Here is a 13,171-nt window from a genome sequence, read left to right as displayed (position 1 = left end):
GCTCCTACAGGGGGAATGTGTACCTCTGTAGGAGCTGCCGAAGGCTGCGATCTTTTGATCTTCAAACAAAAACGCCCGACCTTCACAGGCCGGGCGTTTTGTTTTGCCCTGAAAAATCAGGACTGACTGGTTGGCGTCGACGGGGTCGATGCAGCAGTCGGGGTTGCCGCCGGAGTCGGTGCGGCGGCGGAGTTCGACGCGCTTACCGGAGCTGCCGGGGTGGCAGGTTTGGCTGCAGCAGGTGCTGCCGGTTTCGGCGCGGCCGGTTTTTTCACTGCAGGCTTCTTCGCCGCAGCCGGTTTGGCCGCTGGCTTGGCAGCCGGTTTAGCGGCAGCGGTTTTCGCTGCTGGCTTGGCGGCCGGTTTGGCTACTGCTTTTGCCGCAGGTTTAGCGGCTGGTTTCGCAGCGGCCTTAGCGGCAACCGGTTTGGCAGCTGCTTTAGCGGCAGGCTTGGCGGCGGCAGTTTTTGCAGCCGGTTTAGCGGCGGCTTTGGCTTTCGCTGCCGGCTTGGCCGCTGCTTTTACCAGTGGCTTGGCAGCGGATTTTGCCGCTGGTTTTGCCGCTGCGGTTTTGGCGGCCGGTTTGGCTGCCGCGGTTTTCGCCGCCACAGGCTGAGCCTTCAGACCGGTGAGTTTTTCGATCTGCCTGGTCAGTGTGTCGACCTTGCTGTTGAGCGCTTTGACTTCATTGCGGCTCGGGACACCGAGGCGCGAAATCGCGCTGTTCAGGCGCTTGTCGAAAGCCCCTTCCAGCTCGTCCCACTTGCCCAGTGCGCGATCTTTCACGCCGCTCATGCGCGACTTGGCCGAGGAAGCAGAGTCCTTGGCAGCATCGACTTTTTTGCCGACTGCCGACTTGGTCAGCTTCTCGGCTTTCTCGCCGTCTTTGACCAATGTATCGAAGAGCTTGCTGCCGTCAGTGTCGATCTTCGAGTACACGCCTAAACCAGCCAGCCAGATTTTGCGGGAGTAGGATTCGACCTTCCCGACCCACGAGCTGCTATCTTTTTTATCAGTAGTCTTTTTGCCAGCCATCCCGTTCTCCTTAAGATTTACGCGCGACGCGTTCGAGCAATGCCGTCAGCTCATCGAGCTTAGCAGAGAGTGTCTCAACGTCATGTTTAGACGGAATGCCGATACGATTCAAGGCGCTTGCTACACGGGTGTCGAACGCCTTCTCGACCTTGTCGAGTTGAACCTCGACACGCCCCTTGAATGAACTCACTTCATCCTTGGCTTCGTCGATCTCGGCGTTGGCCGCTTCGAGCTTTTCGGTGACGGCTTTTTTGCCTTTCTTTTCAACAGTTTGACCAGCCTTGATCAACTCTTGAAAGTAGTCGCTGCCCTCTTGGCCGACCTTGGCGTAGGCACCCAAGCCTGCCAGCCAGATCTTGCGGGCATAGGATTTGACGTCGCTCAGAGCAGAAGTCGAAGCGTCGATTTTTTTCTTCAAAATAACTTTGGCCATGGTGCACCTCACGCGCAGAAGGTTTGAGGAACTGCCCGGGAAAGTGTCGGGCTCTGGCACAAAGTAGGCAGAAAAATTAGAAACGGCACCCTAACAACTGACATGAATCGGTGGTGCCTGAATGAAAAGATCGCAGCCTTCGGCAGCTCCTACAGGGGAATGTGTATCTCTGTAGGAGCTGCCGGAGGCTGCGATCTTTTGATGCTCAGACCAGCGCTTTATCGAGGGCTTTTTCGATCTCTGCTTTGATCATGCCGCTCATGGCCGACATCATGATGCCCAGCTCCACGTCGACCTTGATCGAATCGTCCGCCACATGCACCGCGCCTTTCACGCCCGAGCGCTTGAGGTTCAGGGTGTCGCCGGCCCATTGCGGCTCCAGTCCGTATTGATCGGAGAGTTTCTGCGCCAGCTTGTCGGCCTTCTCGCGGGCGGCTTCCTTACCCAGGTTGTGGGCACGCTCAACAGTGATTTTGGCCATTGATTGACTCCTGCTTTTTGAATGGGGCGAAAAAGATGTGTCGTTAATCTTGACCGCCGCTGCGGCAAATCGTCCCGAAGGTTGCCCATCTTACCTTTAGCCATTCCAAGACAAAGCATGGCTTGGGGATTAGAATGTCGCGCATTCTCTTTTGGTGACAGCGATATGACTGATCAGCGCAAAGGCAGCGATGCCGAACCCACCACTCACTTCGGCTTCAAAAACGTTCCGGAAAGCCAGAAAGCGGAAAAAGTCGCTGAGGTTTTCCACTCGGTAGCCGCCAAGTACGACCTGATGAACGACCTTCTGTCGGGCGGCATGCACCGTTTGTGGAAGCGTTTCGCGATCGAACTGTCGGGCGTGCGCAGCGGTAATCGCGTGCTGGACATCGCCGGCGGGACCGGTGACCTGACCAAAAAATTCTCGCACTTGGTCGGCCCGACAGGTCAGGTGGTATTGGCCGACATCAACGAATCGATGCTCAAGGTCGGCCGTGACCGCCTGCTCGATCTGGGTGTCGCCGGTAACGTCGAGTTCGTTCAGGCGGACGCGGAAAAACTACCGTTCCCGGACAACCATTTCGACTGCGTGACCATCGCCTTCGGCCTGCGCAACGTGACGCACAAAGAAGACGCCCTGCGTTCGATGCTGCGCGTGCTCAAGCCTGGCGGTCGCCTGTTGGTGCTGGAATTCTCCAAGCCGACCAACGCGCTGATGTCGAAAGCCTACGACGCCTACTCGTTCGCCTTCATGCCGCTGATGGGCAAGCTGATCACCAACGACTCGGAAAGCTATCGCTATCTGGCCGAATCGATCCGCATGCACCCGAATCAGGAAACGCTGAAGTCGATGATGGTCGACGCCGGTTTCGACCGCGTGACCTATCACAACATGACCGCAGGCATCGTCGCCCTGCACCGCGGCATCAAGCCCTGATGTTGCTCACCGGGCTGCTCGCCAGCGTCGAACTCGGCCTCAACCGGGTGCTGCGTCTCGACAGCACGGCGCTCCCGCGGCTGGCGCATTTGACTGGCAAAGTGATTGCCGTCGACTGCCGCAGCCCGGCGCTGCAACTGTTCATCTTGCCGAGCGACGAAGGTTTGATGCTTGCCTCGCACTGGGAAACCGGTGTCGATTGCACCCTGCGTGCGCCGGCCTCCAGCCTGATCAAATTGGCCGTGAGCAAAGACAAGACTGCGGTGCTGCACGCCCCGGAAGTCGAGCTCGACGGCGACAGCGGCGTGCTGCTGGAGCTGGCCGGCGTGCTGCAAGACCTGGAGCTGGACTGGGAGTATGAACTCTCGCGCTGGCTCGGCCCGGTCGCCACGCAACTGGTCGGTGGCCATCTGCGCAGCCGCGCACGCTGGTATCAACAAGGATTTGCCAGCCTCAACCAGAACCTCGCCGAATACCTCGCCGAAGAATCGCGCACCCTCGTCGGGCAGCGCGAAGCCGAAGCGCGGTTCAGCGAACTGGACCGGATCAAACTTGATCTGGAACGTCTCGAGGCGCGTTTCGAGCGCCTTTCCCGATCCCTCGACCCAAGCGATAACGCATGAAGCTGCTTGCCGTCCGCCGTTTGTTGCGCATCCAGCGCGTCGTGATTCGCTACCGCCTCGATGACCTGCTGTTCGATCTGCCGCTGCCCTGGTTTCTCTTGGCGCTGCGCTATGTCCTGCCGTGGCGCTGGTTCCCGCGCAAGCCGCTGGAGCTGAGCCGGGGCGCGCGTTTGCGTCTGGCGTTGCAGGATCTCGGGCCGATCTTCATCAAGTTCGGGCAGATTCTTTCGACTCGCCGCGACCTGCTGCCCGAAGACATCGCCGATGAGCTGATGTTGCTGCAGGATCGCGTGCCGCCGTTCGATCCGCAGCTGTCGATCAAACTGATCGAAGAACAGCTCGGCAAGAAAATCAGCGACGTGTTCAGCCGTTTCGACGTCGAACCGCTGGCCTCGGCCTCGGTAGCGCAAGTGCATGCGGCGCAATTGAAAACCGGCGAAGAAGTGGTGGTGAAGGTGATTCGCCCCGGTTTGAAAACGGTGATCGCACAGGATCTGGCGTGGTTGTTCATCCTTGCCCGCGCCGCTGAAAAGCTCTCCGCCGACGCGCGTCTGCTGCACCCGGTCGATGTGGTGTTGGACTACGAAAAAACCATCTACGACGAACTCGATCTGCTGCGCGAAGCGGCCAACGCCAGCCAGTTGAAGCGCAACTTCGAAGGTTCGCCGCTGCTCTACGTGCCGCAAGTCTATTGGGACTGGTGCCGGCCGAAAGTGCTGGTGATGGAGCGTATCTACGGTATTCAGGTCACGGATCTGGCGACCCTCGCCGATCAGCGCACCGACATGAAGATGCTCGCCGAACGTGGCGTGGAGATTTTCTTCACCCAGGTGTTCCGCGACAGTTTCTTCCACGCCGACATGCACCCGGGCAACATCTTCGTCAGCACCGTCAATCCGTGGAGCCCGCAGTACATTGCGATCGACTGCGGCATCGTCGGCAGCCTGACCCCGGAAGACCAGGATTATCTGGCGCGCAACCTGTTCGCGTTCTTCAAGCGCGATTACCGTCGTGTGGCACAGTTGCACATCGATTCGGGCTGGGTGCCGGCGGAAACCAAGCTCAATGAATTCGAAGCAGCGATCCGTACTGTGTGCGAACCGATCTTCGAAAAACCGTTAAAAGATATTTCATTTGGCCAGGTGCTGATGCGCCTGTTCCAGACTGCGCGGCGCTTCAACATGGAAGTGCAGCCGCAGCTCGTTCTGCTGCAAAAAACCCTGCTGAACATCGAAGGCCTCGGCCGTCAGTTGTATCCGGATCTGGATCTGTGGAACACCGCGCAGCCGTTCCTCGAGCGCTGGATGCGCGAGCGCGTCAGCCCGAAAGCCTTGCTCGGCAACGTGCAGAGCCAGTTCGAACAATTGCCGCACCTGGCGAATATGGCCCGCGATCTGCTCGAACGCATGTCGCAGCCGCACGCCTACGACCCGCCGCCACCGTGGCACAAACGCAAGGACGACTGGTTCCTGCGCCTGCTCGGTTGCGCACATCTGGCCGGTGGGGTGATCCTTGCCATCGGTGGCCCACTAAACGAATTGGGACATTGGCCAGCCGGAATCATGGTGGCCGTGGGCTTGTATCTGGTCGTTCGCCGATAGCACGAATCAGCTGCAAGTTATAAGCTGCGAGCTGCAAGCCTGACGATACTGGAACACCGCAATCTGCTTTTACTTGCAGCTTGAAGCTCAAAGCTTGTAGCTGCGTTTCGGGAATTGAAGATGAAAAACTGGCTGGACGAGATCAAATGGGACGCTGATGGCCTGGTGCCGGCGATTGCCCAGGATCACAAGACCGGACGCGTACTGATGATGGCCTGGATGAACCGCGAAGCGCTCGAGCTGACCGCCGCGGAAAACCGTGCAATCTACTGGTCACGTTCCCGTGGCAAGCTGTGGCGCAAGGGCGAAGAGTCCGGCCATGTGCAGACCTTGCATGAAATGCGTCTGGACTGTGACGCCGACGTGATCATCCTGATGGTTGAACAGATCGGCGACATCGCTTGCCATACCGGCCGTCAAAGCTGCTTTTATCGCGTCTTCGAAAACGGCGACTGGAAGACCGTCGACCCGGTTCTGAAAGACCCGCACGCCATTTATTCCGCAGGACACAAACATGAGTGACACCCTGACCCGCCTCGCTCAAGTACTGGAAGAGCGCAAAGGCGCAGCCGCCGACAGCTCGTATGTGGCTAGTCTGTATCACAAGGGTTTGAACAAGATTCTGGAGAAAGTCGGCGAAGAGTCGGTCGAAACCATTATTGCCGCCAAGGACGCCGCGATCAGTGGCGACTGCAGCGATGTGATCTACGAAACCGCCGACCTGTGGTTCCACAGCATGGTCATGCTCGCCCAACTGGGGCAGCATCCGCAGGCTGTGCTGGATGAACTGGATCGCCGTTTCGGCCTGTCCGGACACGTCGAGAAAGCCTCGCGTCCGTCCGCCTGAACAACTTTTAGAGAGGAACAGCAACATGGGCATTTTTGACTGGAAACACTGGATCGTCATTCTGGTAGTCGTGGTGTTGGTGTTCGGCACCAAGAAACTGAAAAACCTCGGCACCGACGTTGGCGAGTCGATCAAGGGCTTCCGCAAGGCCATGAACGATGACGAAAAGCCTGCCGCTGATCCAACCGTGACGCCTGCGCAGCCGGTGCCACCGGTGCAGCCGCAAGCCACCGCTCAGGCCAACCCGCCGCACACCATCGACGTGCAGGCGCAGAAAGTCGAAGAGCCGATCCGCAAAGACGTGTGAGCACTGACTAATGTTTGGTATCAGCTTCTCTGAACTGCTGCTCGTCGGCCTCGTCGCCCTGCTGGTGCTGGGCCCCGAGCGTCTGCCGGGCGCTGCGCGCACTGCTGGCCTGTGGGTCGGCCGGCTGAAGCGCAGCTTCAACGCGATCAAACAGGAAGTTGAACGTGAAATCGGTGCCGACGAGATCCGTCGGCAACTGCACAACGAGCACATTCTCTCGCTGGAACAAGAGGCGCGGAAGATTTTCAGCCCGGTTCAGCAAGAGCCGACGCCGGTTGAACATGTCGGGCAGCAGACGATTCATGCGCCGACTGCACCTGTTGTGCCTGCTCCGACACCTGCACCTGCTGCCGTTGTAGCACAGACAGAACCGGCGCCAGTCGTTGTCGCGGAACAGTCTGTTGAACACGTTGCGCCAAACGCCGCGCCGATCACCCCAGCGCCTCAAGACTCCACTCTGCCGCCGCGAGCCCCATGAGCGATCTCCCCGAAAACGACCAGCACATGCCGCTGGTTTCGCACCTCACCGAGTTGCGCACCCGCCTGCTGCGTTGTGTGGCGGCGATCTTCATCATCTTCGCCGGGCTGTTCGCCTTCACCCAGCAGATCTACACCTTCGTCTCGACGCCGCTGCGCCAGTACCTGCCGGTCGGCGCGACGATGATCGCTACTGACGTGTCGTCGCCGTTCCTGACGCCGCTGAAGCTGACGATGATGGTTTCGCTGTTCCTCGCGATCCCGGTGATCCTGCATCAGATCTGGGGCTTCATCGCGCCTGGCCTGTACAAGCATGAGAAGCGCATCGCGGTGCCGCTGCTGGTGTCGAGCATCCTGCTGTTCTACACCGGCATGGCGTTCGCCTATTACTTCGTGTTCCCGTTGATCTTCAAGTTCTTCGCTGCCGCCACCCCGGCCGGCGTGGAAATGATGACCGACATCGCCAGCTACCTCGACTTCGTCATGACGCTGTTCTTCGCCTTCGGCGTGGCGTTCGAGATCCCGGTGGCTGTGGTGTTGCTGGTGTGGATCGGCGTGGTCGACGTCAAATATCTGAAGAAAATCCGCCCGTACGTGATCATCGGCTGCTTCGTGGTCGGCATGATCCTGACCCCGCCGGACATTTTCTCGCAGACCCTGCTGGCCGTGCCGATGTGGATGCTGTTTGAAATCGGCATTCTGTTCGGTGGCTTGATCAGCAAGCGTGAACGCCCGGACGAAACCCCGGCCGACGATCACAACGACCAGCCGCCAGCGACTCAGGCATGAACCTGCTGTTGCTCGAAGAGGCCGATTTCATTGCGGCCGACCGTGTGATCCTGCGTGATCGACGCCTGACGCACATGCAGGAAGTTCACCGCTCGGAAGTCGGTGACAGCCTGCGCGTGGGGCGGATCAATGGTTTGATGGGTTCTGCTGAACTGCTGCGCCTGGAGGCGGGTGAAGCGGAGCTGCGTGTCAGCCTCGATCAGCCGCCACCGGCCAAACTGCCGCTGACGCTGGTACTCGCCCTGCCGCGCCCGAAGATGCTCCGCCGGGTGTTTCAGACCGTGGCGACCATGGGCGTGTCCAAGGTGATTCTGGTCAACAGCTATCGGGTCGAGAAGAGCTTTTGGCAGACGCCGTTTCTTGAGCCCGAAGCCATTCGCGAGCAATTGATCCTCGGCCTTGAACAAGCCCGGGACACCGTGCTGCCTGAGATCATCATCGAAAAGCGCTTCAAGCCGTTCGTTGAAGATCGCCTGCCCGCCATCACCGAAGGTACCCTCGGTCTGGTCGGTCATCCTGGTAACTTCCCACCTTGTCCGCGCGCGCTCAGCGAACCAGTGACCCTGGCCATCGGCCCCGAAGGTGGCTGGATTCCTTACGAAATCGATCTGCTGGGCAAATCCGGCCTGCAACCGGTGCAATTGGGCGAGCGCATCCTGCGCGTCGAAACCGCCGTCACCGCCCTCCTCGCTCGGCTCTTCTAAACGAACACCGCGTCCCGTGTAGGAGCTGCCGAAGGCTGTGATCTTTTGATCCTGTTTTTTAAAACCAACATCAAAAGATCGCAGCCTTCCGCAGCTCCCACAAATGATCCTTGCCGGACAAATGGCGTTACAGATTGCCATCACTCAGCCGATAACCTCGCCATAAGTCCAATTAGTGGTCGGGGAGTTGTCGCATGTACCGTTGGTTAGCCGAGAATCTTGGAAACGTCAGCGTTAAACGCAAATTGGGCATCGGCTTCGGCCTGGTGCTGTTGCTGACGCTGTTGATCACTTTCACCGGCTGGACCGGCATGAGCGGCATCATCAGCCGTGGCGACAAGCTCGGCTTCATTTCCAGCCTCAATGAGTACAGCAAGGACTTGCGCATGGCCCGCGTCGACTACGATGCGCGCCGTGGTGAACAAGGCCCGGGCGCGGTCAACGACATGCTCGGCAAACTCGACAGCGGCCTGCAAACCGCTCGCACGCTGATCGAACAACCGTCCGACATCGCCATGGTCGACCAGCAACTGGCCGCCGTTGCCGAATATAAACGCGCCTTCACCGACCTGGTCCAGGCCACCACACAACGCGAAGACGCCCGCAGCAAACTCGGCGCGAATGCCGACAACGCTGTTGCGAAAGTCTCGGAAGTCGAAAAATCTCTGCTGCAAGGGGACAGCGTCGCGCAATTCAACAGCGTGGTCGAGCTGAGCAAACTGCTGCAGCAAGCGCGCTATCAAGTGCGCGGCTACACCTACAGCGGCAAGGCCGAGGCCGAGCAACCCGCGCTCGATGCCATCGAGAACGTCCTGAAATACCTCGACAGTCTGCCGTCGAAATTACCGGAACAACACATTGCCAACCTGCAGCAGGCCACGGATTCGATGAAGGCCTATCGCGCCGCCGTCGGGCAGTTCCGCGACTCGCAAACCGCCAGCAGCAAAGCCGTTGCCCGTATGGCTGCTCAGGGCGACATCCTGCTCGATGCCAGTAAGAAACTGACCATTTCCCAGACCGTGGTGCGCGACACCGACGCCGCTCACGCGAAAAATATGCTGATCATCGCCTCCCTGCTGGCCGTGGCGTTCGGTCTGCTCGCCGGCTGGGCGATCACCCGCCAGATCATCATTCCGCTGAACCAGACCCTGAAAGTCGCCGAGCGCGTCGCCGCTGGCGATCTGACCCATAACCTGGTGTCCCTGCGCCGCGACGAACTCGGCCAGTTGCAGCGTTCGATGCAGAGCATGACCCAAGGCCTGCGCGAGCTGGTCGGCGGGATCAGCGATGGCGTTACCCAGATCGCCAGCGCCGCTGAAGAACTGTCGGCGGTGACCGAGCAGACCAGCGCCGGGGTCAACAATCAGAAAATCGAGACCGATCAGGTCGCCACGGCCATGAACGAAATGGCCGCTACCGTGCAGGAAGTCGCGCGCAACGCTGAAGAGGCTTCCGAAGCCGCAGTCGCCGCTGATCAACAGGCCCGCGAAGGTGACAAAGTGGTCGGCGAAGCGATCGCACAAATCGAGCGTCTGGCCGTTGAGGTCGGCCATTCCACCGAAGCGATGGGTGAGCTCAAGCGCGAAAGCGACAAGATTGGCAGCGTTCTCGACGTGATCAAGTCGGTGGCCCAGCAAACCAACCTGCTGGCCCTCAACGCCGCCATCGAAGCGGCGCGTGCCGGTGAGGCCGGGCGTGGTTTTGCCGTGGTCGCCGATGAAGTGCGCAGCCTCGCCCAGCGCACGCAGAAATCCACCGAAGAGATCGAAGAGCTGATCGTCGGCCTGCAAAACGGCACCCAGCAAGTGGCAACGATCATGGACAACAGCCGTACCCTGACCGATAGCAGCGTCGAGCTGACCCGTCGGGCCGGTGGCTCGCTGGAAAGCATCACGCGTACCGTGTCGGCGATTCAGGCAATGAACCAACAGATTGCAGCGGCAGCTGAGCAGCAGAGCGCGGTGGCTGAAGAGATCAACCGTAGCGTGCTGAATGTGCGGGATGTGTCGGATCAAACATCGGCGGCGAGTGAAGAGACGGCGGCGTCCAGTGTTGAGCTGGCGCGCCTGGGTACTCACCTGCAGACGCTGGTGGGGCGCTTTAAGGTATAAGCCCCACAGATCGTTCCCACGCTCTGCGTGGGAATGCATCCTGTGACGCTCCGCGTCATGCATGAAAGGGACGCGGAGCGTCCCGGGCGGCATTCCCACGCAGAGCGTGGGAACGATCAGGTACTACAGAACCTGACGCAGAAAGGCCTGCGCCCGCGGATCCTTCGGCGCATCGAAGAACTCTGCCGGCGCGGCATCTTCCAGCAGTTTGCCGTGATCGAAAAACAGCACCCGATCCGCCACTTCCCGAGCAAAGCCCATTTCGTGGGTGACGCAGACCATGGTCATGCCTTCCACGGCCAGGTTCTTCATAACGTCCAGCACCTCACCGACCATTTCCGGGTCGAGCGCCGATGTCGGCTCGTCAAACAACATCACTTTCGGTTCCATCGCCAGCGCCCGGGCAATTGCCACGCGCTGTTGCTGACCGCCGGACAGGCGTGACGGAAACTCGTTGGCCTTCTGCGCGATCCCGACCTTTTGCAGCAACTCCATGGCCTTGGCTTCGCGCTCTTTCTTGCCGCGCTTGCGCACGACTTTCTGCGCCAGACAGAGGTTTTCCAGCACGGTCATGTGCGGGAACAGATTGAAATGCTGGAAGACCATGCCGACTTCGCGGCGGTAGGCGTTGACGTCGGTTTTCGGATCGGCCAGTTGCAGGCCGTCGATGCTCACCGAGCCGGAATCGAATTCTTCCAGGCCATTGAGGCAGCGCAGGAATGTCGACTTGCCGGAGCCCGAAGGGCCGATGACCACCAGCACTTCGCCTTTGGCGACTGTGGTGCTGACGCTATCCACCGCGCGCACCACTTGGCCACGGGTATCGAAGACTTTTACCAGATCGCGGACTTCAATCACTTTGCGCGAGCCTCCGCTCAAGCCGGCTGGCGATTTTCGACAGCGGCAGGTTGATCAACAGGTACAGACCGGCCACGCAGAACAGGATTTCGAACGGCGAAAACGAGGTGGTGATGACTTCACGGCCGCTTTTCAACAACTCGGTGATGGCGATCACCGACACCAGCGAGGTGTCCTTGACCAGACTGATGAACTGTCCGGCCAACGGCGGCAGCACGCGTTTCAGCGCTTGCGGCAGCACCACGTGGCGCATCGACTGGCCGGCACTCAGACCGAGCGAGCGCGCCGCTTCGTTCTGGCCACGGGCAATCGATTGCACACCGGAACGGATGATCTCCGCCACATAGGCGCCGGTGAACAGCGACAGCGCGGCGATCCCGGCGAACTCGCGGGACAGGTTCATCACCGTGCCGATGAAGAAATAGAAAATAAAGATCTGCACCAGCAGCGGCGTGCCGCGCACCAGTTCGACGTAGATGGTCGAGAGGTCGCGCAAGGTCGGGTTGTTCGACAGCCGGCACAGGCCAGTGACCAGGCCGATCAGCAAACCCAGGACGCCGGAAACCACCGACAGCCAAAGTGTCGTCCACAGCCCCCACAACAGCGGCCCTGCCGCCCAATGCCGGGTCACGCCCACGACGTCGCCTTCGGCCACATCGTCGCCCTGCGCGAATTGCAGGCTGTTCTCGTCGACGGTCAGGTGCTGCTCGTCACCGGCATCATTGCGCAGGGTGACTTGCGCGCTGCTGCCCTTGCGCACCAGTTCAGTGACGGTGGAAATGTCCGTGGCACGCTGGGACTCTTCAGCCTGATAGGCGAAGTACTGCGGCACACGGTTCCAGCGCCATTCGTAGGACATCAGCGACGTCGCGTAATACAACGCGCCCGCCAGGCCGACCAGCACCAGCACGGTGAGGACGTGCCAGGGCCATTGGGCTTTTTTATGTTTCATTGCAGGTTCTCGGATGATCGTTCCCACGCTCTGCGTGGGAATGCCGCTCGGGACGCTCTGCGTCCCTGCCTGATCGTGACGCGGAGCGTCACAGGATGCGTTACCACGCAGACGGTTCGACGCCTCGACGTGGGAACGATCAGCGGATGCGCGTTATTCCATGTCCTTGAGCCACTCGGTGCTCTTGAACCACTTGTCATGGATGCGATCGTAGGTGCCGTCTTCGTGGATCTGGTGCAGGAAGTTGTTGATGAAGTTGAGGCTGTCGTAATCGCCCTTCTTCAAACCAAACGCCAAAGGCTCGTAGGTGAACGGCTTGTCGAGGAACACCAGTTTGCCGGCGCCGACCTTGGTCACCGCGACAACGTTGTACGGCGCGTCGTAGATGAACGCGTCAGCCTTGCCGTTGACCACGTCGAGCACGGCTTCCTGCTCGTTGTCGTAGCCGTGGTACTTGGCTTTGGAGATCAGCTTCTTGGCGACCATTTCGCCGGTGGTGCCGAGCTTGGAGGTGATGCGGTAGTCAGCCGTGTTCAGGTCTTTGTAAGACTTGATGGTGCCTTCCAATTCCTTGCGGATCAGCAGGGTCTGGCCGACCACGATGAACGGTTCGCTGAAGTTCAGGCGCAGGTTGCGCTCCTGAGTCAGGGTCATGCCGCTGCCGATCATGTCGAACTTGTCGGTCATCAGCGCCGGGATGATGCCGTCGTAACCGGTGGAAACCAGTTCCAGCTTGACGCCCATGGCCTTGGACATGGCTTTGAGGATGTCGACTTCGAAACCGATGATTTCGCCGCGCTTGTTGGTCATTTCAAACGGCATGTAGGTCGGATCCATACCGACTTTCAACGTGCCGCGCTTGACCGCGTCATCGATTGCGCCGGCCTGCGCCGCATTGACTGCAACCAGTGCCGTGACGCCGACCAGCAGCATCGACAGATACTTCTTCATCTTCAAGTCCCCAAAACCATTGCGTGTGCGGCGCGAAAACCAACAGAGGCGGGCAAAAAAGCCCGGG

The 13,171-nt window shown here is 59.8% G+C and carries 16 protein-coding genes and 1 pseudogene; 11 read left to right on the top strand and 6 right to left on the bottom strand.

Annotated elements, in window-relative coordinates; genetic code table 11:
* Nucleotides 1–116 precede the first annotated feature (116 nt).
* From EJA71_RS10905 to EJA71_RS10895, 3 genes are all read right to left on the bottom strand, one after another.
* Nucleotides 117–1,034 (bottom strand): phasin family protein, encoded by a 918-nt coding sequence (locus EJA71_RS10905; RefSeq protein WP_158956721.1) that lies wholly within the window; start codon nucleotides 1,032–1,034, stop codon nucleotides 117–119.
* A 10-nt stretch (nucleotides 1,035–1,044) separates the two neighbouring features.
* Complete coding sequence (locus tag EJA71_RS10900; RefSeq protein ID WP_158956719.1) at nucleotides 1,045–1,467, bottom strand: phasin family protein; 423 nt, start codon at nucleotides 1,465–1,467, stop codon at nucleotides 1,045–1,047.
* A 205-nt stretch (nucleotides 1,468–1,672) separates the two neighbouring features.
* Complete coding sequence (locus tag EJA71_RS10895; RefSeq protein ID WP_158956717.1) at nucleotides 1,673–1,948, bottom strand: polyhydroxyalkanoic acid system family protein; 276 nt, start codon at nucleotides 1,946–1,948, stop codon at nucleotides 1,673–1,675.
* Between the two features lie 165 nt (nucleotides 1,949–2,113).
* On the opposite strand from EJA71_RS10895, the gene ubiE reads away from it, so the two are divergent.
* The 11 genes and pseudogenes from ubiE to EJA71_RS27800 all read left to right on the top strand — a co-directional run bounded on the left by ubiE (nucleotide 2,114) and on the right by EJA71_RS27800 (nucleotide 10,343).
* Nucleotides 2,114–2,884: a bifunctional demethylmenaquinone methyltransferase/2-methoxy-6-polyprenyl-1,4-benzoquinol methylase UbiE gene (gene ubiE, locus EJA71_RS10890; protein WP_008080626.1), complete on the top strand. Its 771-nt coding sequence runs from the start codon at nucleotides 2,114–2,116 to the stop codon at nucleotides 2,882–2,884.
* Entirely contained in the window at nucleotides 2,884–3,507 is a 624-nt protein-coding gene (locus EJA71_RS10885; RefSeq protein WP_007909360.1) for an SCP2 domain-containing protein, read from the top strand. The genes ubiE and EJA71_RS10885 overlap by 1 nt, the downstream gene beginning before the upstream one ends.
* On the top strand, nucleotides 3,504–5,108 hold the full coding sequence (ubiB, locus tag EJA71_RS10880) for a ubiquinone biosynthesis regulatory protein kinase UbiB (protein ID WP_158956715.1): 1,605 nt from the start codon (nucleotides 3,504–3,506) through the stop codon (nucleotides 5,106–5,108). The genes EJA71_RS10885 and ubiB overlap by 4 nt, the downstream gene beginning before the upstream one ends.
* Before the next feature lie 120 nt (nucleotides 5,109–5,228).
* Entirely contained in the window at nucleotides 5,229–5,630 is a 402-nt protein-coding gene (gene hisI, locus EJA71_RS10875) for a phosphoribosyl-AMP cyclohydrolase (protein WP_007909357.1), read from the top strand.
* The gene (locus EJA71_RS10870; protein WP_003220849.1) at nucleotides 5,623–5,955 is read left to right on the top strand and encodes a phosphoribosyl-ATP diphosphatase; all 333 of its coding nucleotides are present in this window, start codon (nucleotides 5,623–5,625) and stop codon (nucleotides 5,953–5,955) included. The genes hisI and EJA71_RS10870 overlap by 8 nt, the downstream gene beginning before the upstream one ends.
* Nucleotides 5,956–5,980: 25 nt before the next feature.
* Nucleotides 5,981–6,262: a twin-arginine translocase TatA/TatE family subunit gene (locus EJA71_RS10865; protein WP_003220847.1), complete on the top strand. Its 282-nt coding sequence runs from the start codon at nucleotides 5,981–5,983 to the stop codon at nucleotides 6,260–6,262.
* A gap of 10 nt (nucleotides 6,263–6,272) precedes the next feature.
* Nucleotides 6,273–6,740, top strand: coding sequence for a Sec-independent protein translocase protein TatB (gene tatB, locus EJA71_RS10860; RefSeq protein ID WP_158956713.1), 468 nt, complete (start codon nucleotides 6,273–6,275; stop codon nucleotides 6,738–6,740).
* Nucleotides 6,737–7,528 (top strand): twin-arginine translocase subunit TatC, encoded by a 792-nt coding sequence (tatC, locus tag EJA71_RS10855; protein WP_083367258.1) that lies wholly within the window; start codon nucleotides 6,737–6,739, stop codon nucleotides 7,526–7,528. The genes tatB and tatC overlap by 4 nt, the downstream gene beginning before the upstream one ends.
* Nucleotides 7,525–8,232 (top strand): 16S rRNA (uracil(1498)-N(3))-methyltransferase, encoded by a 708-nt coding sequence (locus EJA71_RS10850; protein WP_158956712.1) that lies wholly within the window; start codon nucleotides 7,525–7,527, stop codon nucleotides 8,230–8,232. The genes tatC and EJA71_RS10850 overlap by 4 nt, the downstream gene beginning before the upstream one ends.
* Nucleotides 8,233–8,426: 194 nt before the next feature.
* A pseudogene (locus tag EJA71_RS27805) lies at nucleotides 8,427–9,488 on the top strand (methyl-accepting chemotaxis protein); the annotation flags it as partial.
* The gene (locus EJA71_RS27800) at nucleotides 9,471–10,343 is read left to right on the top strand and encodes a methyl-accepting chemotaxis protein (RefSeq protein WP_371925668.1); all 873 of its coding nucleotides are present in this window, start codon (nucleotides 9,471–9,473) and stop codon (nucleotides 10,341–10,343) included. The pseudogene EJA71_RS27805 and the gene EJA71_RS27800, both read left to right, overlap by 18 nt.
* A gap of 123 nt (nucleotides 10,344–10,466) precedes the next feature.
* Here EJA71_RS27800 and EJA71_RS10840 read toward each other — a convergent pair whose 3' ends face one another.
* The 3 genes from EJA71_RS10840 to EJA71_RS10830 form a co-directional block, all read right to left on the bottom strand.
* The gene (locus EJA71_RS10840) at nucleotides 10,467–11,201 is read right to left on the bottom strand and encodes an amino acid ABC transporter ATP-binding protein (protein ID WP_158956710.1); all 735 of its coding nucleotides are present in this window, start codon (nucleotides 11,199–11,201) and stop codon (nucleotides 10,467–10,469) included.
* On the bottom strand, nucleotides 11,194–12,153 hold the full coding sequence (locus tag EJA71_RS10835; protein WP_158956709.1) for an amino acid ABC transporter permease: 960 nt from the start codon (nucleotides 12,151–12,153) through the stop codon (nucleotides 11,194–11,196). Before EJA71_RS10835 ends, EJA71_RS10840 begins: the two co-directional genes overlap by 8 nt.
* Before the next feature lie 153 nt (nucleotides 12,154–12,306).
* Nucleotides 12,307–13,104 carry a transporter substrate-binding domain-containing protein gene (locus tag EJA71_RS10830; protein WP_034152980.1) on the bottom strand — a complete coding sequence of 266 codons (798 nt, stop codon included), beginning with the start codon at nucleotides 13,102–13,104 and terminating at the stop codon, nucleotides 12,307–12,309.
* Nucleotides 13,105–13,171: the final 67 nt, after the last annotated feature.

Origin of the sequence: Pseudomonas sp. PB106 (assembly GCF_009764645.1) — a bacterium.
Classification (GTDB): Bacteria; Pseudomonadota; Gammaproteobacteria; order Pseudomonadales; family Pseudomonadaceae; genus Aquipseudomonas.
The sequence above is the reverse complement of the archived record's forward strand: the minus strand, read 5'-3'. Positions and strand labels throughout refer to the sequence as shown.